This is a genomic window from Aliiglaciecola sp. 3_MG-2023 (genome assembly GCF_030548205.1).
In the GTDB taxonomy this organism is placed as follows: domain Bacteria; phylum Pseudomonadota; class Gammaproteobacteria; order Enterobacterales; family Alteromonadaceae; genus Aliiglaciecola.
Genome location: NZ_JAUORV010000021.1, coordinates 28165 through 49169 on the forward strand (window position 1 = coordinate 28165; position 21005 = coordinate 49169).

The window sequence follows — 21005 nt, forward strand, 5'->3', positions numbered from 1 at the left end:
AACTTATGCTTCTGAAATTGTTCAAGGGGTTATTGCTTTTGCCCCTTTCAATTTGGTGCGCCCTGTATTTCGCCTAAAGCACTCCATAGTCACAGACTCACCCGCAACAACGCCAAAAACATCTTCAAAATTATATGTAAGCTCTAACCAGGATTGTTCGTTAGTTACTAACGTTTTTAGTATTGATGGCGGTGCGGTTTTGCTTTTATTTAAAGATACAAACCTTTGAGCGCTAAAATGAATGAGTTTCAAATAGTCCTTCAAACTATATGGCAGCTCAATTTCTTGATGTTTCGATGAGCGATATTTAAATGGCATTAACGATGGAGGTTGATAGCCATGACGAAATGCACTCATTCGTCTTTTAATACTCGTATAATCTGAAGTTTCTGGGGAAGAGGCTACTTTGGCACGCATAGGATTTAAATCAACGTAAACCATACACGCTGCTAGGGCTTTTTCGTCCAATAGTGCTTGAGACTTAAATCTTCCTTCCCAAAAATGCCCTTTGCAATCGTCCTCTTGATTAGCTTGTCGAGCAATGGGCTCATTGAGCTCGCGCATAAACCAGCTAATATCGTATAAGCGTTTGCGATAGATGGAAATAGTATTAGCAATGGTTTCTAGTTGAAGATCAGAAAAATTGTCTGAATTTTCTAGTGTGTAAAATTGTTGAACGAGTTCTGTCGGCCTATGAATTTTCTGCCACCTTTCGAATACTTCAAAATCTGATAACGTTAATGCCTGGTCTTTAAATACGTGAAGAACCACATGGACATGGTTACTCATGACTGCATAAGCACATACATCAATGCAAAAAGCAGAGGCTAAGAGAAGTAATCTATCTTCTACCCATTGACGACGATGTTCGTAATTTTTTCCCGAATACTTATCTTCACCGCATAAAAACGCACGGCGAACGCAGCGAGATACACAATGGTAATACGGAGTATCTGCTAGACAGATTTGATGCTTCCTAGGCTGTGGCATAACTAGCTCCAAATTTATATATCCTTTTGAAGCATACCTCTCTATGGAATAAACACCAGTCTAGTTTAGGTAGTGTTTTTATGGCTGTCTTAAATTTATGGTGGTTAAACTAAATGGGTTAGTAAGTGCCTGTCCTGTCCACAAGTGCCTGTCCAGATACAACATTCAACGATATATGCCTGTCCAAAATAGAATTTTGTCCAACATAGGATTTTTCAAAGATTAATTAGTAGATAGGTTATCAATCCTTGTTTTCTTCTTCGGATTGATTGGAAGATTTGATTTTTTGCGTTAAATTTTGAATTTGCAGTTTAAGAGAGTCCTTTTGGTTGTCATCAGCTGTTTTTAGTTGTTCGCTTAACTCAATTAACTGCGTTTTCAATTGTTCCAAAAGCTGTTCTTTTTGCTCTGCTTCTTCGGCTTTATCGAAAATCACCTGGTCTACTGAAGAATTATTACTTTCATTGCTAACTTGTTGTTTAGGCGGAATAATTTTGACCTCGTCAGGGAGTTTTCGTTGATTCATAAAACTGGGTGACATAATTTCTATTGCGTTTTCATGGAGAACGTTCAAAACCTCACGGTTTAAGCGAGTTCTTGAGCTGATTAAACTCTTAACCTCTTCTAATTTTCCGCTGATTTTGTAAGTTACAGAGAAATCCCCTAACTCAACAATATGCACAAAAGGATCTGATAGTTCACAATTTGTTGCAGCTTGGATTAATAAGGGTTCAATTTTTGAGTTATGAATATCGTAACCAAGAGATAAGCTAGTTGAAATAATCGTTCCAGAAGTTCGGGTAACCGTAATGGGGTTTGTAATCATGAATGTGTTTGGTAATGCAACTAAATCCCTGACTTCTGTTTGGATTTCAGTATCTAACAGCCCTCGCTCAACAACTCTTCCAAAGTAGTCTCCTACTTGAACAAAGTCACCTGTTTTAAAAGGTTTTGTAATTCTTAGCATTATCCCCGCGAGTAAATTAGCAAAAATAGTACTTGAAGAAAAAGCAAAAATACCGGAGATGACTAAGCCAATTAAACCTATGATTTGATTTCGCGAACTTTCACTCACTGGCAAGGCAAATACTGTTGCCAATACAGCTACTAAGGTCAACCCAAGCATAATTAATTGGCTTGAAAAAAGCTTTTCGCTTCCCACATCGGTTTTTTTAACTATTAACAGGTAGTTAGCTAGCCAAAGTATAAGTGCCACAATTGAAAGTGTTATCAAAAGCGGTATAAAAGAGAGTGTTTGTTCTAACAATGAATCTTCTGAAAACATAAATTATTCCAGCATAAAAATAAGAACAGGTTAAATTCTAAACCCTAAATATGGCTCAAACATAGAGCGTAAATCTACCTTAGCTTTGAGTTTCATGGCTAACAAAAATAAACCTCCTAATTTGCGATGTAAAAAAATAGTATCTACAGGAGGCGTATGTACATAGCTTTTATCTAAACTCATTTGCGTGCCAATTGCTCGTAGTCTCTCTAGCAAATCGCTTTTTGCAAAGTCGTAAGTACCTGTTAAATAAAGTGGTTCGCAAGACAAGTAACACATTTCTGTTATATCGCCGCGGGTTTTATCTGACAGGGAAGTTGTCATTAAACCCAGTTCTAGGGCCTGACTTTCTATTCCTTTTTTATCGTTGTGATATCCAGCCTGCATCAATTTTAGATAATTACGGGCCATTGATTTGTTGTATTCTCGAGTTGCACCAAAATCCAGCAAAACAACTTTTTCTTCATGGCTGTCATACAAAAAGTTGGCAAAATTGGGGTCGGTTTGGACGAGTTGAAACTCAAACAATTCTTTGAAAAAAAGTGAGAAAAGAGCACTAGCAATACTATTGCGCAGTGATTGATTTGCGTCACAAAGAGCTTCGATTGGCTCGCCATCTAAAAATGTCATTGCTAGTACTGAATGGCTGCTTAATTCAGGAATCCAGTTAGGAATTAGAAATCGAGTATCACCCTCAATTAGCTTGGCATACCGCTGTAAACGTTGTCCTTCTAAAATGTAATTTGCTTCTTCATGTAATTGCGCTTTAGCTTCGGATAAAAGGGGGGCTATATCCATCCCCTTGGGCAGGAGGCCTGATAGTTTTATTAAACTAGCAACATTATCCACATCGCTGTCGATGCTTTCTTTAATACCTGGGTATTGGACCTTGATGGCCAACCTACGCAAATCGTTGTCAATCGCTTTATGAACTTGACCAATGGAAGCAGACGCTATGGGTTTTATCTGGAACTGAATAAATTTTTCTTGCCAACTACTTCCCCAATGAGATTGCAAGACAGTTATTAATTCTACTTGTGGCATAGATTTGGCGTCTGACCTTAAACGAGCTAGCAAATCTGTTAACTCTTTAGGCAGTACATCGCCAGCATCCATTGAAACTAATTGTCCAACTTTCATAGCTGCGCCACGCATTTGCGCGAGCTGATCAGCAACCCTTTTCATGTTTTTGGGGGTTAGAAGCAAGTCTTTTACTTTTGGTCGATTGCCCTTAGCTAGTTCAGAAACACCTTCTGAAATCATGTTTCCTGCAATTCTTGATGCCAAACTTCCCATCTTAGCGAATCGAGAAGCTCGACTTTTCGGTATTTTTGCTTCATCTGTGGGGTGTTTCTTTGTCATAAGGGCTAATTTTTAAGACTTGGGTAGCGTTCGGATAACTCAGTTTCGAAGGTTACACAAGCAGGTGTTTGACCGGCATTTTCAATCTCTTCACAACTTAGTTTCGTTATTGAATCGATACATGCTATCGCTGAGTCTTCATACTCTGCGTTCCCTTTTACTGCGTTTACATCCATCATACTTTTACACATATTGTCTACCATGCCATCTACCATCGCGCGCATTTCAGGCGGAACCTCATCTGATGCCACCATTTTTTCTTTCACACAAACTTTTATGTGATCGCATAAACGTATTGAAGCCTCTTCAATATTTTCAGCAAAGGTTACAGAAGGCAGCATAGTTGAAAAAAAAGTTATCAATGTAATTGAACGCAGCATAATAGATCCTTGTTGTTTAACGATATGAGCAAAGCTATTGTAGGACATCCATCGTTGGACAGGCATATTAGTCACCAACTGATTTTGCGATAAACGTAAAACCATGCCTGTCTCAAATATACATCTCAAACATGCCTGTCCAAGGTGGAATTAACATGCCTGTCCAAGGTGGAATTTACTACCTCCCACGTTGATGTTTTGGGATGCCTGTCCAAGTTATGAATTCAAAATAGAACAAATTGACGAGAAAGTCAGCAAAGGGTTTCAAATTGCTTGAGATTTAGTTGCAATAACTTGGAGTAACATGGGGTATAATTGTGAAAAGTGTTTTGTTTAGGAGAAGTTATGAGAATTTGTGGTGTTGAACTTAAAGGTAGTGAAGCCAATTTATGTTTGTTGTCTTTGGAGAATGACGTGTTTCATATTCCAGATTGCCGTGCGCGCAAATTAACCTACTCCAAACAGGATTCAACCGAAGACGTACGAGAATTTCAATTTGCCTTTAAAAAATTGATGGAAGACTACAAAATCGATGCGGTCGTTATCCGTGAACGTCCTACTAAAGGTAAGTTCGCGGGCAGCGCAACTGGCTTTAAAATGGAAGCGGCAATTCAGTTAATTGAAGGATTAAAAGTCGAGGTTTTAACCCCTACATTTATTAAAGAGATTATAAAGCGTAACCCTATTCCAGTGCTTTTTTCGGAAACTGGTTTAAAAATGTTTCAAGAAGTGGCGTTTACCACTGCTTTTGCCTACTTGATGAAAGAAAAGTTCGGAATGGAACAGCAACCTCCAGCATAAACGTCTTGGATATTTTGCTTGTAATTGAGCAATAGGATTCCCTTTTAGTCAGTTTGTAATGGATATTTGATAGGTTTAGAGAGGATATTAAGGATGTTCTCTTGGTTATGAAATCTTAAAAAGTCACTCTTTCGTTCATATTTTCTGGTTGTTGTCATTTCATGTCTGATAAATCTCTCAAAATAGGCGTCGCTCTTGCTGTCGCAGCATACGCCATGTGGGGCTTTGCCCCTTTATATTTCAAGCTTTTGATGGTGATGCCTGCGGCAGAGATTTTGGTACACAGAGTCGTATGGTCAGCTTTGCTATTAGTTATTTTAGTGTTTGGATTTAAACAGATAGCTAAGGTTAAATCTGCATTGAAGAACCCGAAAGTCATAAAGGTATTGTTATTTTCTGGGGTACTGCTGGCTGGCAATTGGCTGTTATTCATTTGGGCTGTAAATAATGGGCATCTACTCGATGCAAGCTTAGGTTATTATATCAATCCCTTGCTCAATGTTTTTCTGGGTAGAATATTTTTAGCCGAACGATTACGCAGAATGCAAAAAGTTGCTGTGATAATTGCACTTTTGGGTGTATTGATTCTGCTATTTTCCTATGGTGAATTACCCTGGATCGCACTCCTTCTGGCCTCTAGTTTTGGAATTTACGGTCTTCTTCGAAAACAGGTTGCAGTGGATTCCCTGCCTGGTTTATTAATCGAAACTATGATGATGTTGCCATTTGCGTTCTTATATTGGATATTTTTTGCATCACAAATGAGCAATATGTTTAGTAATGAAGTGGCCCTAAATGGGTTATTGATTGGCGCTGGAATTATCACCACAGCCCCATTGTTATGCTTTACAGGCGCGGCTCGACGCATACGCTATTCAACTTTAGGTTTTTTTCAGTATATCGGGCCAAGCATCATGTTTATCTTGGCTGTCTATTTGTTTGGAGAGCCTTTGCATGAAGCTCGTATGGTGACTTTTGGGTTTGTTTGGTTAGCTCTAGTAATTTTTAGTTTCGATTCTTATCGTGCCTATCGAAAGTCGTTAAAGTCATTGGCTGTCTAACTTTTATTTTAATTTTGTTGCTGTATCACCAATCACTCTATTCCGTCCTTGGGCTTTAGCGCTATACAGGTGTTCATCTGCTATCGTTAGCATTGATTCTATCTTTTTATTGGCACGACTGGTAACCCCAATGCTGAGGGTACAGGAGTGACTTATCCCTTTGCTTTTGATGATCTTTTTACTCACCGCATCTCTAAATGCATCTAGCAGCTTTATTGCTTGCCCATGATCAACTTCTGCCATAAAAATACAAAACTCTTCACCACCGAAACGTGAATAATGAAAAGGTGAAAAATGTCGAACAATCATCTTCGACACCTCTTTCAAAACCACATCTCCATAGTCATGGCCAAAGGAATCGTTGATTAACTTAAAATTATCTAAGTCTATTAATGCCAATGACATAGGTGCCTGTCCACGCTGTAAGCTATGGCTCACTTTGTTGAAAAAATGACGTCGGTTAGGTAGTCCGGTTAAATAATCCGAATTGGCAGCTCGCCGAATGGCCTCTATTTGCTCTATATGTTCTACGTTTTGAACGATGCGGCAAAAAAACTCTTCATGACAATAGGGTTTGCGCAGAAAGTCATTAGCTCCACTTTTGATAAACTGAGCAAATAAGGATGAACTTGTATTAGTCGATAAACCAATAATGCTCAATTGGTCTTTGTCGTAACGTTTTCTCGCTTCAGAGACTAATTCCAATCCCGACGAATCTGCCAACTCTTCCTCAACTAACATTAATTTTATAAGTGGGTGTCTCATTAGAAGGTCGAGGGCTTGTTTGGCGCTTGAGGTGTCATAGGTGATGAAATTGTGGCGTGCTAATAAGGACGATTGAATTCCACGATTGTGCCTGGATTTATCCACCACCAATACGCCAATTTGTTTGTTTTTTTCTAATCTGATTAATAATCGGCTTAGGTATTCGAACATTTGTGCATTTTGTTTTGGAATATAGTCAACAACCGATTTTGCTAATATATTCTCACGTATATCCTCTTCAACTTCGCTGGTGATGACGATGGTAGGGATGAATGCACTAATGGTATAGTTTATTGCCTGTCCATGGGGGGCGTCGGGAAGACAATAACCAACAACCGCACATAGGTATAATTCTGGAGAGGTGGTTTCGAAAATGACTTTGGCTTGAGCCAAGGTGTTAGCTAACACAACATCTAAGTTTGCTTTACCAATGACGCGCTTAAGTACGCGCACGCTCGACTCATTATCTTCTATTAATAGGACTTTAAATCTCATTGGCCATTCAGCTAGTTTTAAATTTTTTCTAATTTGGCATAAGCCAACATTAGCCACTTTGTGCCTATGTTGTCAAAATTCACTTCAACACGTGCATGTTCGCCACTTCCTTCGTAATTTAATACAGTCCCTTCTTGAAATTTACTGTGTTTTACCCTTTGTCCCAATTGGAAACCTGTGGATTCGAATGCCATATGGGATGTGGCCGGTTGAAAGCGGTTTTGAACAGGTCGACTCACCGTTGTACGCAAACGCACTTCTTCAATGCATTCACTAGGGATTTCTTTGATAAAGCGGGAAGGCGTATGGTATTTGTCTTGACCGTATAATCGTCTCGATTCAGCATATGTCATGTATAGTTTTTGCATTGCACGGGTCATACCCACGTAACACAATCTGCGTTCCTCTTCCAAGCGACCAGGCTCTTCATGACTCATTTGACTTGGGAACATGCCTTCTTCAACTCCAGCCATAAATACTAAGGGAAACTCCAACCCTTTAGCGGAGTGTATAGTCATCATTTGTACCGCATCTTGGTGAGCGTCAGCTTGTGATTCCCCTGCTTCTAACGACGCATGGGCTAGGAAGGCCGACAGAGGCGTCATGTTTTCCGCTTCTTCAGGAGCTTCGAATTGTTTACAAGCCGTCACAAGTTCCTCGAGGTTTTCAATCCGAGCCTGGGCTTTCTCGCCTTTTTCAGCTTGATACATGGCAAATAAACCTGAGTTTTTGATCACGTGATCTGCTTGTTGGTCTAATTCCAACTCTTGCACCTCAACTTGCAACTTCAATATTAGTTCCACGAAACGTTGCAAGACTGTTGCCGCTCTGCCGGAAAAGCGTTTCTCACGAAGCATATCGTTTGTTGCTTGCCACATAGATAATTCTTCGTTTCTTGCAGTTTCTCGCACTAAACTTAGGGTTTTATCACCAATTCCTCGAGTGGGGGTGTTCACTACTCGTTCATAGGCGGCATCATCTATGGGTTGATTAATCAATCGCAAATACGCCAATGCATCTTTGATCTCTTGTCTTTCGAAGAAACGTAAACCACCATAAATTCGATAGGCCACGGATTCTTGTAACAGTGCTTCTTCCAAAACCCGAGATTGGGCGTTGTTACGGTACAAAATGGCACAATCTGCTAGTGCATCACCTTTGTCACTCCACTCCTTGATACGAGCCACAATAAATCGCGCTTCGTCAAGCTCATTGAAACCTGCATACATGGAGATAGCTTCGCCTTCGGCACCGTCAGTCCACAAATCTTTGCCCAAACGTCCTTGGTTATTGTCGATAACTGCATTGGCGGCTTTAAGAATATTGCCAGTAGAGCGGTAATTTTGTTCAAGTCTTATGGTCTTTGCCGAAGGGAAGTCTCGTAAAAAGTGCTGAATATTTTCTACATTCGCGCCACGCCATCCGTATATTGATTGGTCGTCATCTCCCACAATCATCATATTGTTATCTGCACTACTTAATAGGCGTAACCATGCGTACTGAATATTGTTGGTATCTTGAAATTCATCCACCAAGATTGTGCGGAAGCGAGTTTGATAATGTTTGAGTACATCCGGGTTATTTAGCCACAATTCGTGGGCGCGTAACAGCAATTCGGCGAAGTCTACTAAACCTGAGCGATCACAAGTTTGCTGATAAGCTTGATAAATATCTTTCATGGTTTGTTTGGTGGGATCACCTTGCGTATCTATGTGCTCTGGACGTAATCCTTCGTCTTTATTACCGTTTATGTACCACTGAATAGATTTTGGTTGCCAATTTTTTTCATCTAAATTCAGAGACTTAATCACACGACGGACTAAACGATATTGGTCATCGGAATCTAGTATTTGGAAGTTTTCTGGTAAACGAGCTTCTTTGAAATGGGTTCTAAGCAATCGATGGGCAAGACCGTGGAATGTGCCAATCCACATGGTGTGCAACCCTGAGCCCATCAGACGTTCAACTCGACCTCGCATTTCTTTGGCCGCTTTATTGGTAAAGGTCACAGCAAGAATGCTAAAAGGCGCGAGTTGTTCAACTTCCATTAACCAAGCGATACGGTGCACAAGCACTCGAGTTTTGCCACTTCCGGCACCGGCAAGGACCAACATATCAGAAGAAGGGGCTGCCACTACTTCACGTTGTTTGTCGTTAAGTTGGTCTAAAAGTCGAGATACATCCATAACAAGCTTATTTTTTGATTTATTGATTAATAATCGAAGTATATCAGCTATACTGTGTTTTTATACAACCAAAGGGCTGGTTTTGTGATTTTTAGCCAGCTTTATGAGAAATGATCTTGTAAATGAACGTTTATGCCCGCACATCCGTTCTTAGTATTTAATCAAGCATATAACGACTAACCTGTGGCGATGGGTTAATTCAGGTGAGGAGAACTAAATGCCAATTGACAATTTCTGGAAAAGATTGAAAGCAGAAGCTGAAGAACTAGTGGAAAGTGAGCCTCTCTTAGCCAGTTATGTGCATGCCTGTATTCTTGCTCATCACAACTTCGAAACTTCCCTGAGCTTTATACTTTCGAATAAAATTCAAGATGAGGTGATGCCCGCCCTAGCGATTCGTGAAGTGCTTGATCAGGCCTATTTGTTAAAACCTGAAATCGTTGAATCAGCAATCGAAGATATTGAAGCCGTGTTAACCCGTGACCCCGCAGTGGATAAAATTCTCACAGTTTTGTTGTATTTCAAGGGCTTTCAGGCAATTCAAGGATATCGATTATCGCACTATTTATGGGCACAAAATCGCAAACAACTTGCGTTGTTTGTGCAAAGTCGAAATTCTGAAGTGTTTGGCGTAGATATTCATCCGGCAGCCGTTATTGGCAAAGGTGTGATGTTTGACCATGCTACGGGCATCGTAATTGGCGAAACCGCGGTAGTGGAAGATCACGTTTCAATCTTACAGTCTGTGACCTTAGGGGGAACAGGAAACGAGTCTGGAGATCGTCATCCGAAAGTGCGTCAAGGGGTAATGGTCGGTGCCGGAGCTAAAATTTTAGGCAATATTGAAATTGGAGCGGGGGCTAAAGTGGGGGCGGGAAGTGTGGTTCTCAAAAACGTTCCCGAGCATGTAACCGTGGCGGGAGTGCCTGCTAAAATTGTTGGCGTACCTTGTTGCCCTAACCCTTGCGAAACGATGAATCAAAATATTTACGAAGATTAAATCTTTATAAATTTAATCTTCGATTAATAAATTTAATTCGGTTAGATCGTCTAATTGAACGTGGGGCAGTACGGTGGTTTTTTCTCCAGGAAGGTGCATTTTACGGTTGTAGGCGTACCAGCCACTCTGCATACCCGCATTTATCGCGCCCATAACATCTTTTTCTAAATTATCACCCACATGCAGTACTTCTTTAGGGGTCACTTTTAGTGTGGAACTTGCCAATGCAAACATAGCGCCATGGGGTTTCATAGGGCGTTCTAAATTGGCTTTAAAACAATGACTGAAATACTCACTTAACCCAATTTGTTGCAGGTTAACGTTGCCGTTAGTAATGGCAACTAGCGGTAGTTTGTTCGCCAATTGTGCAAGCAAAGCATGTATTTCCTGATTTACTTGGAAGTTGCTTCTGTGGTGATAAAAGAACTCAAAACAATCGTCTACTGCCGAGCTAAGGTGTTGTTCCTGGTATCCGGCTTTTTGTAGACCTGTTTGCAGGGTATGTTTACGCAAAGCTCCCATATCAGACGCTAGCTGGGGTTGATTTTGCAAGTGTTCTTGTTTGAACTGTTGCCAATCTTGAAAGGAAAATTGAGCTGTCTTCGGATAGCTAGACGTCAAATAACTAAGCAGCTTTTTTTCCGCTTCCATAATAAAAGGATAGTTGTCGTACAACGTATCATCTAAATCAAAACTAATGGCTTTTATTGGAGAAAAATTCCGATAAAATTTCATTCGGCAATACCTACTATTTTACCTTTCACTGTTTCTTGTTGGTTATCGTTTAGGATCTCACGTCTATTTATTTTTTGCGAGATCTAGGATGCGTATTGTCGTACACCTTCGCCAAATGCTGGAAATCTAAATGGGTATAGACTTGGGTGGTCGACAGATTTGCATGGCCCAACAGTTCTTGTACGGCGCGCAAATCACCACTAGATTCTAGCATATGCGTGGCATAAGAATGTCGCAATTTATGTGGATTTACTTTTTGATCCACATGTTGTTTATGAGCCCATAATTCCATTCGCTTGGCGATTTGGCGATGGCTTATTCTGCGTTTATGCATGCTCACAAACAGAGCTTGTTCATCTGCCGGAGGCGTCATTTGACTTCGAACTCTAAGCCATTTATTTATCCATGTAGTGGCTGTCTTACCCACCGGAATGATCCGTTCTTTTCGGCCCTTACCTAGTACTCTTATTTGCCCTTTGGTGACGATGTCTTGCATATTTAAGCCAGACAGCTCTGCTAAACGTAAACCACAGCCGTATGTTAATTCCATCATCGCACGGTCTCGGATAGCGAGCACGGATTCAGGATCTATATCTAATAATTGACCTACCTGATCAACATTAAGGTGTTTTGGTAGCGGTCGTCCAAGTTTAGGCGTTTGCACTGCTTTTGCAGGATTGGTTTTAAGAATATTTTCGGCCACTAAAAACTGGCAAAAAGTACGCATAGCTGAAAGTCGTAATGCAATAGATCGGGGGGCCAGATTTTTGCGTCTAGCTTGGCTCAAAATCGACCTTATGTGCTGGGTAGTTAATTCAGACCAGCTTGTAATATTGAGCTGTTCAGTAACCGCCGTGAGTTGGCGATGGTAATTATCTAGTGTTTTTGCAGAAAGGTTTCTTTCGTACTTTAAAAACGAAAAAAATTTTTCCAGCCAGTGCTCTAAGGCTGGAGCATCCATCGCTAATACCCAGCCAAGTTTGGCAAGAGTACATTTAAGAATTGTTGCAATTGCGTGATCAGTAAGGTATCCATATCTGGATTGAAATGACTAGGATCTTTGCTACCGATGGCCAATATACCCAATTCGCCTTTTTCTCCTAGCAACATAAGTGCAACAGATTCAACATTTCCATCTTTGAACAGTAATTGTGTTTCATGTTGGCTTAAGCGACCAAAGAAAAAACAGTCTTGTTTGAAGCGTTTTTCGATAAACAATTTACGTTGAATTTCCGGTAACGCATGGGCACCGCTAAACGATTTCAAGGTGACCGCAGATAAGAGCAGTTTTTGGCGCATTACATCTTCAAGTACGTCTTGGACTTCGCTGAAAAAACGGCAGCCTAATAACTGAATATTAAGGTCTGCATAAATACGATAAATTTGTTCGTTTTGTTTAGCGATTGAAATGAGTTGATTGAGTTTGTGGGATAGTTCGCGATTTTTCTTACGCAATTGCTCTGATTGCAACTCAACAAGGGATATACTGCCTTTTTGCTGGTGGGAAATCACTAGCTTTTCAGCCACTTGCGGATTTTTTACAAAAAAGTCAGGATTTTCCAATAAATAGTTTTTAACGTCTTTTTCGCTAACTACCTCTGCGACTTTTTCATAATTAGTCAGCATAGCCCTATCTACTTGTTGTTGTGCTGTATCACTCATATTATTAGGGTTCCATCAAAAATATGTTCTGCAGGGCCAGTCATTTTCAATACATTGTCTTTGCCTTGCCAACGTATTTTCAATGTGCCACCAGGTAGATCAACGCGTACATCTTTGCTTAGTTTACCTTGAATCTGACCAATTGCCACTGCTGCACACGCGCCAGTACCACAGGCTAATGTTTCACCCGCTCCGCGTTCGTGTACACGCAATTTTATATGGTTTTCATTAATGATTTGCATGAATCCAACATTTACATTTTCAGGAAATCTATCGTGGGCTTCAAGTAATGGACCAATAGTTTCTACATCAGCCGTTTGCACATCATCAACTTCAAGCACGCAATGGGGATTGCCCATAGACACAGAGCCAACCATAAAGGTTTTATCTTGTGCTCGAATCAAATAAATTTTTTCTTCTTTATTGGCTTTCAATGGGATTTTTGCAGGCTCGAAAATAGGCCGCCCCATATTTACAGTAACTTGACCGTCTTTTTCAAGATACAGCACTATCTTGCCAGACTTAGTACTGACAACAACCTTGTTACGGTTAGTTAACCCTTTTATTTTTACAAACTTTGCAAAGCACCTTGCGCCATTTCCACACTGCGATACTTCTGAACCATCGGCATTGAAAATTCGATAATGAAAGTCTTGCTCAGGATCGTACGGAGGTTCGACCAACAATAGCTGGTCAAATCCGATCCCAAAATTTCTATCAGCCAATTGCTGAATTTTGTCTTTTGAAAAAAACACATTTTGCGTGACATTATCTATAACGACAAAGTCGTTGCCCAGCCCATGCATTTTAGAAAATTGAATTTGCATTATTAATTCTAAAAGCTACTACTAAAAGTTTTATTACAGTTATATTAACCTACATATGCGGCGACCAAAATAGCTATTTTGCAGTCAATTTCCGACACACACTAAAAAACAATGAAAATCACCTTAGCTCATTCACATGAGTCGGCGATTAAAGAACGTGTTCCCCTTTCCAAAGGTCAGATAACATTTCCCGTTCTCGAGCTAAGTGTAAGCTGTTTTTATCAACGATTATTTCAGCTGGGCGACAGCGACTGTTGTAATTTGATGCCATCACAAAACCGTAAGCACCAGCACTACGTACCACCAATAAGTCATTTGGAACGATTTCTAGTTCACGGTCTTTGCCAATGAAATCCCCTGTTTCACAAATGGGACCCACAATGTCATAGGTTGCTTTTGGCTTTCCAGAGCTGAGCTCTGCAGGAATGATATTTTGCCAAGCAGAGTAAAGGGCTGGACGAATCAAATCATTCATGGCGGCATCAACAATCGCGAAATTCTTCTCTTCACCTTGCTTAATGAATTCTACTTTCGTAATGAGAATCCCCGCGTTTGCCATTATCGCTCGACCAGGTTCAAATATTAATTTCAACTCAGGTCGTTTCTCCATGCGCGTCATTAGCGCTTCAACATAGGCATCCGGATGGGGTGGGGTCTCATCTTTGTATGCAACTCCTAACCCACCGCCTACATCGAGATGACTGATGGTAATACCCAATTCAGCCAGCTCGTCAATCAGCGACAACATTCTATCTAGGGCGTCTACAAAGGGATCAATGTCTGTGAGCTGAGAGCCAATATGACAATCCATGCCTTTCACTTCCAGATGTTGGTAACTTGCCGCGAGTTTATAGGTGGCTACAGCGTTTTCTCTTGGTATTCCAAACTTGTTGGCTTTGAGTCCTGTTGAAATATACGGGTGAGTTTTGGCATCAACATCCGGGTTCACGCGAATTGAAATTGGCGCAACTACATTCAGTTTGGAGGCTACTTTGTTGATTCGCTCTAACTCAGGCTCAGACTCTACATTAAAACACAAAATGTTTTTAGACAGTGCAAATTCAATTTCTTGTTCGGTTTTACCGACCCCTGAAAACACTACTTTAGTTGGGTCGCCACCGGCTTCAATAACGCGAGATAATTCACCGCCTGAAACAATATCGAAACCAGAGCCTAATTTGGCCATTACCGATAGCACCGCTAAATTTGAATTCGCTTTTACCGCATAACAAATTAAGTGTGCATGCTTGCCAGCTGCTTGGTCAAACGCATGCCAATGACGCTCTATTGTTGCTCTGGAATATACATAACAAGGTGTCCCGAATTGTTCAGCTATCTGCTGGACGGGCACATCTTCGGCGTAAAGGGTAGAATCTTGATACTGAAAGTAATCCAACTACGATTGCTCCTCTGAGTCATCTATGTTTTGGTCTGTGATCGGTGAGTTTTGCTCTGTAGGATGAATTAGATCACCCTTTACTCCACAACTGGAAATGATAAAAATGACCGCCAATAAGGAAAGTGCGCGCATGGCACAACGCAGATTTTTGAACACTGTAATCACCCAACCGTTACGAAAGTCTATATCATCCCATCAAAAGCAAAAAAAACAAGCATTGCTACTACCTGATTTGGGATAAGACATACAATAAATTACTAATTGTAGAGGTTTTTAGTAAGACCTTGTTTGAGACACCCATCCAAGAACGTTGTAATTGAGACACCCACCCAAAAGTTATCAAGACACCCATCCAAAAAGGAAATAGAGCCCGTGTAACTGAGACACCCATCGAAATTGCCTATTTTGAGCCCTACCCAAAGTTGTTAGGACACCCACCCACATTGTTTTCCGGATGGTAGGTGTTATCTGGACAGTCATGAATAAAATTACGTAGACAGGCACTTAATTTTTAGTCGTAGAGAGCGACTTTGTAATTGAGACACCCATCGAAATTGCCTATGCCATATTTGGGACATCCATGGGACAGCCATTTTGAGACACCCATCGACGTTGTAATTGAGACATCCATCGAAATTGTTCTAAGACACCCACCCAAACCAAGCGCCTGATAGGACACCCACCCAAAAGTTATCAAAGGCCATTTTGAGACACCCATCCAACGTTGTAATTGAGACACCCACCCAAAAAGGAAATAGAGCCCACCGTAAACAGGGGGGTAGGCGTTTCGGGCTAAATAGCTTAAGTCTGGTTTGCGAGTGCCGAACGTACTGAATCTGGAAAGTGGGTGTTTTTCCAGAGCTGCTCACATAGGGTTTTTGTATCCAGATAGTCTCCTTCCATTAACCAGTCAATGAGTATGTCTGGCGAGCTGGGATAGCTAATTGGTTCGGGCGAGTCTTTGCTTAGCCATTTGGATACGATTTGGGGATCTAGGCTGTCCATGCTTTCGCAGCGATTCATGCGTTCTAAGGTGATGCGATTTGAAGTTTGTTCGTATTGATTTTTAAGTGGCTTGACTAAGATTTTCTTACCCAGTTGCAAGCATTCGCTAGATAACTCAAATCCGCCATTGGCGATGACTCCGGCACATTCAAATAAAGCCTGTTGGAAGGTTTGTTTTGATAGTGGGCGCCACTGGCTATTGTCATTGGCGAAAGGGGCTTCTATGTCGGGGTGGTAACAAAGAAATTTTTCGTTGGGGAATTTTTCCAACAGTGATTTGATAGCCGCTATATTTTCAAATGGCAAATAGACCAATATATGTTCACCTGAAGTGGCTTTGCTGTAAGGCTCTTCAATAAAAGGCGGCATGATAGGAAAACCAAAGTGGTACCAATGCACCCCTAAATTAATATCGCAGGGAGCGAATGTACGCATCAGTAATCTATCGAGCCAGGTTTCACCTTGTTTGGGGACTTTGTGTTTAAACGCGGCCTGGTGACTAATCGCAATGGAGGATAAGTCATTCATTTTGGCAGCCCAAGCCGTTACTGGTTCGAAGTCATTGAGAAGAACATGGTACTTTGCCACATTTAACTGTTTTACGTCTCTTATGAATTGCTTTACTTCGGCTTGTTTTAAGGTTTTCCAGCGGTCCACTTGGCCATTTTCGGTAATAAAGGTTAACCCTTTCACAGTGCGGTAATTTCCAAATACTTCCATGTCGAAATAGCGAGAGGGATCGCGACCGCTAAATATAAAGTCAACTTCAATGTCATCGCGTTTTGCAAATGCTTTAGCCATGATTCGTGCTCGAGCAATGTGGCCATTGCCCGTGCCTTGCACGCCATACAATATTTTCATTAATACTACTTAAACAAGGATAGAAAGACTCAACATTGAAATAATGATACCTAAAAAAGCACCGGCAACAATGTCACTTGGATAATGGACACCGAGCATTACTCTGGATAGTCCAATTAAACTTGCCCAGATGTATACTAAAACTGCTACGCTAGGGTAGAAGTGTGCCAATAGTGAAGCCATTAAGAAGGCCGCTGCAGTATGACCTGAGGGTAAACTAAATTTATCAGAAGGCGTAATGTGAGATCGAAAATTATAGATTAAGTCGCAAGGCCGTTGGCGCTTAAAAAGTTTTTTCAAAATCACATAGATGGGTAACTCTAGGGCGTACGCTAGTAAAGATGTATACAGGAAAATTGCCCCATCTTCGGGATCAAATGCACACAGGAGTACACCTAACAGCAAATAAACGTGTCCATCACCGCTTTTGGATATGTATTTAATGATTCGGCAATCGCGACCCGCGGTTACACCGAAAATCCAGCGGAATATGTGTGTATCAGCTCTGCCAAATGCATTCATCTCTAGGTACTCTTTCTATGTGTACTCATTGAGAATAAAAATAACCATTGAGTGTGAAGGCTAGTTGACAGAAAAACGAAACCTTTGTGACAAATATAAGTCATATTTATGACAATGAAGAAAACTCATCTAAGGTTTTACAAACTCGTTGCTAACAATTAACCTAGGGCTTTAATGCTGAAGTTGGACTCGCTGATGGAATACAACACCTCTGAATTGTGTGATTTATTTGCTGATAGTGTAGACGTTGTCGACCCTTTATTCGTAAATTATGGGGGTAGGCTTTCTTACGGTGGTGAGATTACAACCATTAAATGCCACGAAGATAAAGGCCTAATTGATAAAGTATTGTCTCAACCAGGAAAAGGCAAGGTGCTACTCATCGATGGCGGCGGATCGACTCGCCGTGCACTCATTGACGTAAACACTGCGCAAATTGCCATTGAAAATGACTGGGAAGGCATTGTTTGCTATGGCAGCGTGCGTGAAGTCGACCAACTTGAAGAACTTGATATTGGCATTCATGGGGTGGCGTCGATTCCCGTCAATGCTGCGTTTGAGCAAATAGGCGAGGTGGACGTTGCGGTAAATTTCGCGGGTGTTACTTTTTTGCCTGAAGATCATTTATACGCAGATAGTACTGGCATTATTTTATCGCCTGAACCTTTAGATATTGAATGAGGCTTGTGGGTTCCGCCGCAAGGTCGAGCATTTTTAACAGACATTAATTAACCAGGCTGTTCTTTAAATTGAACAGCCTGGTTGTCCCTTCTTTGTCGTCACGGTTTGCCCGCTGCATTCTGCATTGAGGCAGTTAAACAACTGAATTGTTTATTTTATAAAATTGAATTTAAATACGCCGCGATGCGAACGCCTGCCATCTGCAATCGTTGTTTAATCTCAGGCAAATGCTGATGTTGGTATTGCCAATTGAGTTTTTCTTCTGAGGGGTAAGCCTGCTCACGCAACTGAATACTTTCCTTAATCCATACTTTGGGATCTGTTGTCTGCCACTGTTTAGCCATCTCTGGGGTAATTTTGCGACTTAGCCAATCTGTCCACTCAGTATAAGATAACTTTTTGTTGTCAATAATGCCGCTATCCCACACTCTGTGAAGATTCGATTCCTGCCAAAAGAACTCTACTTTGACATCATTTCCACCCCGATCCGTTCCATTACCGGCGTGCAATGGTTGATGTAAATCGCCAATAATATGCACAATAAAATGCAATGCTAATTGTCGGTCTTGTAAGGTTGCTTTTGGGTTTTTCAGGGTTGCAGAAAACGATACTAAGGCCGTATAAGCGTCCCCATGGGAAGGGGCGTGTTTGGAAGAATGATACTCAGAACCTTCGTCCACACTCACGTAATGCCAAGGTGGCGATGTCTTTTGCCAAAACTCCGATGGATCTGAGCGCATTTCGTCGGCTAAGGTGGATATTTCCGCCAATGACTGTGTTGGGTACAAAGCGTCGATTTTCGCTTTTGCATCATCGCTTAAATACTTTTCTGCGATGCTTGCTGTTACTCGGTGGCCAGTTTGACCCCAAGCAACTGCTTTAGAAGTTTGCAATAAACAAAGTGCAGCGATTGCAAATTGCGATAATTTTAAAACGCGAGAATTCAGGAACATGGTTTGCTTACTCTTACTTATTTCTGATAGCCCCAGCGAGGCATTAATTTTTGATCGATGTTTAAATGGTCGAGAATTCTCGCCACTACAAAGTCAACTAAGTCTTCAATTCGTTTAGGTTGATGATAAAAGCCGGGGGCCGCCGGCATTATGGTTACACCCATTTGTGACAATTTCAGCATATTTTCAAGGTGAATGGTCGATAACGGCATCTCTCGGGGAACAAGGATCAACTGTCCTCGTTCTTTTATCACTACATCAGCTGCCCGCTCAATTAGGTTGTCACTTTTACCTGTGGTAATGGCACTCAATGAGCCTGTTGAACAAGGGCAAACTACCATTTGTTTCGGTGCAGCAGAGCCTGAAGCTACAGGAGAGAACCACTCATCTTTACCGAAGACTTTGATTTGTTCAGGCTTAGCAGCAAAACGCTGAGTAAAAAATTCGCTACAGGTTTTTGGGTTGGCAGGTATCTTCAAGTCTTCTTCGGTCGCTAACACCACTCGAGCCGCCGAAGAGATCAGTAAATACACCTGGTAATTAGCTGCCACTAGGGTTTCAAGTAGACGCAACCCGTAAGGAGCGCCAGACGCGCCAGTAAAAGCCAGTGTTATTTTGTTATCAAAATTCATGTTTGCTCAGTTGCTCTAGTAAACGTGCATGAATGCCGCTAAAACCACCATTACTCATGACCAAAATATGGTCTCCAGGAGCAACATTTTGCAACAGCGCAGCAATAATGTCGTCTACATTATCATATACTTTTGCAGGAACGTCTGAACCTGCGATGAGTTGTGCCAAAGACCAGTCTAAATTGCTGGGTTGAAACAATAATACCTGATCGGCATGTCCCCAAGATTTAGCTAAGGTGTGTTTATGAACCCCCATTTTCATGGTGGCTGAACGGGGCTCCAAAACTGCAAAGATCCGCGCATCTTTGACTTTATGTCTGAGGCCTTCTAGGGTGGTCGCGATGGCCGTGGGATGGTGGGCGAAATCATCGTAAACTGTGATGTTATTAACTACCCCACGGGTTTCCATTCGCCTTTTGGCATTCACGAATTGACCTAAGGCTTCAATTGCTAAGTCGGGTTTTACACCGGCATGACGGGCTGCCGCTATAGCCATTATTCCATTGTGAACATTGTGTTGGCCAATCAGTGACCAATTTACCCGCCCCAACTTGGTTTTATCCAACAACACATCAAATTCACTGCCATCATCAGACTGATTTTCTGCTTGCCAGTCAGTGCCGATATATTGGATGGGTGTCCAACAACCTTGTTTCAAAACCTGTGCGATATTTTCATCGGCAGCGGGGGCGAGAGCCAATCCATTGCCGGGCAAAATACGCATTAGGTGGTGAAACTGCTTTTGAATAGCGGCTAAGTTTTCGAAAATATCTGCATGGTCGAACTCTAAGTTGTTTAGCACTAGAGTGCGTGGATGATAGTGCACAAATTTGGACCGTTTATCAAAAAATGCACTGTCGTATTCGTCAGCTTCAATAACGAAAAAAGGAGATTCTCCTAAGCGAGCTGAAATGCCAAAATTTTCTGGGACCCCGCCAATTAAAAATCCAGGTTGCAAGCCCGCATATTCAAGGATCCATGCAATCATACTGGCAGTGGTGGTTTTACCATGGGTTCCAGAGGCTGCGATGACCCACCTTTGTTTTAATACGTTTTCCGACAACCATTGGGGGCCACTGGTGTACGTTAAGTTGCGATTTAGTACCTCTTCTACACATGGATTACCCCGTGACATGGCATTGCCAATTATCACTATATCCGGCTCTGGTCTGAGTTGTGAAGGGTCAAATCCTTGGGTTAATGGAATTCCTAAGGACTCTAATTGCGTGCTCATTGGCGGGTAAACATTGGCATCAGAACCACTTACATGGTGTCCCATTGACTTGGCAATGGCGGCAATCCCCCCCATAAAGGTGCCGCAAATTCCGAGAATATGAATATGCATAACTTCGATTGTATCAATAAAATTTGGCTAAGATTAACAGAGATTGGAATGCCAACAA

The 21005-nt window shown here is 41.4% G+C and carries 21 protein-coding genes; 4 read left to right on the forward strand and 17 right to left on the reverse strand.

Going from position 1 to position 21005, the window contains the following annotated elements; all coding sequences use genetic code 11:
* Positions 1–21: 21 nt before the first annotated feature.
* The 4 genes from Q4574_RS19400 to Q4574_RS19415 form a co-directional block, all read right to left on the reverse strand.
* The gene (locus tag Q4574_RS19400; RefSeq protein ID WP_303476802.1) at positions 22–990 is read right to left on the reverse strand and encodes a transposase; all 969 of its coding nucleotides are present in this window, start codon (positions 988–990) and stop codon (positions 22–24) included.
* Positions 991–1231: 241 nt separating this feature from the next.
* On the reverse strand, positions 1232–2275 hold the full coding sequence (locus Q4574_RS19405; RefSeq protein ID WP_303476804.1) for a mechanosensitive ion channel family protein: 1044 nt from the start codon (positions 2273–2275) through the stop codon (positions 1232–1234).
* Between the two features lie 30 nt (positions 2276–2305).
* Positions 2306–3637, reverse strand: a complete 1332-nt coding sequence (locus Q4574_RS19410) for an AarF/ABC1/UbiB kinase family protein (RefSeq protein ID WP_303476806.1) — start codon at positions 3635–3637, stop codon at positions 2306–2308.
* A gap of 5 nt (positions 3638–3642) precedes the next feature.
* Positions 3643–4146 carry a hypothetical protein gene (locus Q4574_RS19415; protein ID WP_303476807.1) on the reverse strand — a complete coding sequence of 168 codons (504 nt, stop codon included), beginning with the start codon at positions 4144–4146 and terminating at the stop codon, positions 3643–3645.
* Between the two features lie 216 nt (positions 4147–4362).
* On the opposite strand from Q4574_RS19415, the gene Q4574_RS19420 reads away from it, so the two are divergent.
* Both Q4574_RS19420 and rarD read left to right on the forward strand, forming a co-directional pair.
* A complete protein-coding gene (locus Q4574_RS19420; protein WP_303476809.1) occupies positions 4363–4818 on the forward strand; it encodes a DUF3010 family protein in 456 nt (151 codons plus the stop codon).
* A gap of 161 nt (positions 4819–4979) precedes the next feature.
* Positions 4980–5879: an EamA family transporter RarD gene (gene rarD, locus Q4574_RS19425; RefSeq protein WP_303476811.1), complete on the forward strand. Its 900-nt coding sequence runs from the start codon at positions 4980–4982 to the stop codon at positions 5877–5879.
* A gap of 3 nt (positions 5880–5882) precedes the next feature.
* Here rarD and Q4574_RS19430 read toward each other — a convergent pair whose 3' ends face one another.
* Positions 5883–7139 (reverse strand): response regulator, encoded by a 1257-nt coding sequence (locus Q4574_RS19430; protein ID WP_303476813.1) that lies wholly within the window; start codon positions 7137–7139, stop codon positions 5883–5885.
* A gap of 17 nt (positions 7140–7156) precedes the next feature.
* A complete protein-coding gene (gene uvrD / locus Q4574_RS19435; RefSeq protein WP_303476815.1) occupies positions 7157–9325 on the reverse strand; it encodes a DNA helicase II in 2169 nt (722 codons plus the stop codon).
* A gap of 217 nt (positions 9326–9542) precedes the next feature.
* Here uvrD and cysE point away from each other — a divergent pair, with 217 nt between their 5' ends.
* Positions 9543–10325 carry a serine O-acetyltransferase gene (cysE, locus tag Q4574_RS19440; protein ID WP_303476817.1) on the forward strand — a complete coding sequence of 261 codons (783 nt, stop codon included), beginning with the start codon at positions 9543–9545 and terminating at the stop codon, positions 10323–10325.
* Positions 10326–10337: 12 nt separating this feature from the next.
* Here cysE and Q4574_RS19445 read toward each other — a convergent pair whose 3' ends face one another.
* From Q4574_RS19445 to Q4574_RS19480, 8 genes are all read right to left on the reverse strand, one after another.
* Positions 10338–11060, reverse strand: a complete 723-nt coding sequence (locus tag Q4574_RS19445; protein ID WP_303476818.1) for an HAD-IA family hydrolase — start codon at positions 11058–11060, stop codon at positions 10338–10340.
* A gap of 67 nt (positions 11061–11127) precedes the next feature.
* Positions 11128–12021 (reverse strand): tyrosine recombinase XerC, encoded by an 894-nt coding sequence (gene xerC / locus Q4574_RS19450; protein ID WP_303476819.1) that lies wholly within the window; start codon positions 12019–12021, stop codon positions 11128–11130.
* A 2-nt stretch (positions 12022–12023) separates the two neighbouring features.
* Positions 12024–12722 carry a DUF484 family protein gene (locus Q4574_RS19455; RefSeq protein WP_303476821.1) on the reverse strand — a complete coding sequence of 233 codons (699 nt, stop codon included), beginning with the start codon at positions 12720–12722 and terminating at the stop codon, positions 12024–12026.
* Positions 12719–13549: a diaminopimelate epimerase gene (dapF, locus tag Q4574_RS19460; protein WP_303476823.1), complete on the reverse strand. Its 831-nt coding sequence runs from the start codon at positions 13547–13549 to the stop codon at positions 12719–12721. The genes Q4574_RS19455 and dapF overlap by 4 nt, the downstream gene beginning before the upstream one ends.
* A gap of 148 nt (positions 13550–13697) precedes the next feature.
* Positions 13698–14945, reverse strand: a complete 1248-nt coding sequence (lysA, locus tag Q4574_RS19465; RefSeq protein ID WP_303476825.1) for a diaminopimelate decarboxylase — start codon at positions 14943–14945, stop codon at positions 13698–13700.
* The gene (locus Q4574_RS19470; protein WP_303476828.1) at positions 14946–15104 is read right to left on the reverse strand and encodes a lipoprotein; all 159 of its coding nucleotides are present in this window, start codon (positions 15102–15104) and stop codon (positions 14946–14948) included.
* A gap of 645 nt (positions 15105–15749) precedes the next feature.
* A complete protein-coding gene (locus tag Q4574_RS19475) occupies positions 15750–16814 on the reverse strand; it encodes an MJ1255/VC2487 family glycosyltransferase (RefSeq protein WP_303476830.1) in 1065 nt (354 codons plus the stop codon).
* A 9-nt stretch (positions 16815–16823) separates the two neighbouring features.
* A complete protein-coding gene (locus tag Q4574_RS19480; RefSeq protein WP_303476834.1) occupies positions 16824–17336 on the reverse strand; it encodes a phosphatase PAP2 family protein in 513 nt (170 codons plus the stop codon).
* Positions 17337–17531: 195 nt separating this feature from the next.
* Here Q4574_RS19480 and rraA point away from each other — a divergent pair, with 195 nt between their 5' ends.
* Positions 17532–18017 (forward strand): ribonuclease E activity regulator RraA, encoded by a 486-nt coding sequence (gene rraA, locus Q4574_RS19485; protein WP_303476936.1) that lies wholly within the window; start codon positions 17532–17534, stop codon positions 18015–18017.
* 155 nt (positions 18018–18172) lie between these two features.
* On the opposite strand, the gene Q4574_RS19490 is transcribed toward rraA, so the two are convergent.
* Genes Q4574_RS19490 through mpl form a run of 3 tightly spaced genes read right to left on the reverse strand, consistent with a single transcriptional unit; the run spans position 18173 to position 20947 of the window.
* On the reverse strand, positions 18173–18970 hold the full coding sequence (locus Q4574_RS19490; RefSeq protein ID WP_303476837.1) for a S1/P1 nuclease: 798 nt from the start codon (positions 18968–18970) through the stop codon (positions 18173–18175).
* A 17-nt stretch (positions 18971–18987) separates the two neighbouring features.
* A complete protein-coding gene (locus Q4574_RS19495) occupies positions 18988–19602 on the reverse strand; it encodes a flavin prenyltransferase UbiX (RefSeq protein WP_303476839.1) in 615 nt (204 codons plus the stop codon).
* Positions 19592–20947 (reverse strand): UDP-N-acetylmuramate:L-alanyl-gamma-D-glutamyl-meso-diaminopimelate ligase, encoded by a 1356-nt coding sequence (gene mpl / locus Q4574_RS19500; RefSeq protein WP_303476842.1) that lies wholly within the window; start codon positions 20945–20947, stop codon positions 19592–19594. Before mpl ends, Q4574_RS19495 begins: the two co-directional genes overlap by 11 nt.
* Positions 20948–21005 lie beyond the last annotated feature (58 nt).

Coding starts and splice junctions, on each gene's coding strand:
- Q4574_RS19410 (WP_303476806.1), bottom strand. CDS start 3,637: ATGACAAAGAAACACCCCACAGATGAAGCAAAAATACCGAAAAGTCGA.
- Q4574_RS19430 (WP_303476813.1), bottom strand. CDS start 7,139: ATGAGATTTAAAGTCCTATTAATAGAAGATAATGAGTCGAGCGTGCGC.
- uvrD (WP_303476815.1), bottom strand. CDS start 9,325: ATGGATGTATCTCGACTTTTAGACCAACTTAACGACAAACAACGTGAA.
- cysE (WP_303476817.1), top strand. CDS start 9,543: ATGCCAATTGACAATTTCTGGAAAAGATTGAAAGCAGAAGCTGAAGAA.
- rarD (WP_303476811.1), top strand. CDS start 4,980: ATGTCTGATAAATCTCTCAAAATAGGCGTCGCTCTTGCTGTCGCAGCA.
- rraA (WP_303476936.1), top strand. CDS start 17,532: ATGGAATACAACACCTCTGAATTGTGTGATTTATTTGCTGATAGTGTA.
- Q4574_RS19490 (WP_303476837.1), bottom strand. CDS start 18,970: ATGTTCCTGAATTCTCGCGTTTTAAAATTATCGCAATTTGCAATCGCT.
- Q4574_RS19445 (WP_303476818.1), bottom strand. CDS start 11,060: ATGAAATTTTATCGGAATTTTTCTCCAATAAAAGCCATTAGTTTTGAT.
- Q4574_RS19495 (WP_303476839.1), bottom strand. CDS start 19,602: ATGAATTTTGATAACAAAATAACACTGGCTTTTACTGGCGCGTCTGGC.
- Q4574_RS19475 (WP_303476830.1), bottom strand. CDS start 16,814: ATGAAAATATTGTATGGCGTGCAAGGCACGGGCAATGGCCACATTGCT.
- Q4574_RS19420 (WP_303476809.1), top strand. CDS start 4,363: ATGAGAATTTGTGGTGTTGAACTTAAAGGTAGTGAAGCCAATTTATGT.
- Q4574_RS19405 (WP_303476804.1), bottom strand. CDS start 2,275: ATGTTTTCAGAAGATTCATTGTTAGAACAAACACTCTCTTTTATACCG.
- Q4574_RS19455 (WP_303476821.1), bottom strand. CDS start 12,722: ATGAGTGATACAGCACAACAACAAGTAGATAGGGCTATGCTGACTAAT.
- Q4574_RS19400 (WP_303476802.1), bottom strand. CDS start 990: ATGCCACAGCCTAGGAAGCATCAAATCTGTCTAGCAGATACTCCGTAT.
- Q4574_RS19480 (WP_303476834.1), bottom strand. CDS start 17,336: ATGAATGCATTTGGCAGAGCTGATACACACATATTCCGCTGGATTTTC.
- dapF (WP_303476823.1), bottom strand. CDS start 13,549: ATGCAAATTCAATTTTCTAAAATGCATGGGCTGGGCAACGACTTTGTC.
- xerC (WP_303476819.1), bottom strand. CDS start 12,021: ATGGATGCTCCAGCCTTAGAGCACTGGCTGGAAAAATTTTTTTCGTTT.
- mpl (WP_303476842.1), bottom strand. CDS start 20,947: ATGCATATTCATATTCTCGGAATTTGCGGCACCTTTATGGGGGGGATT.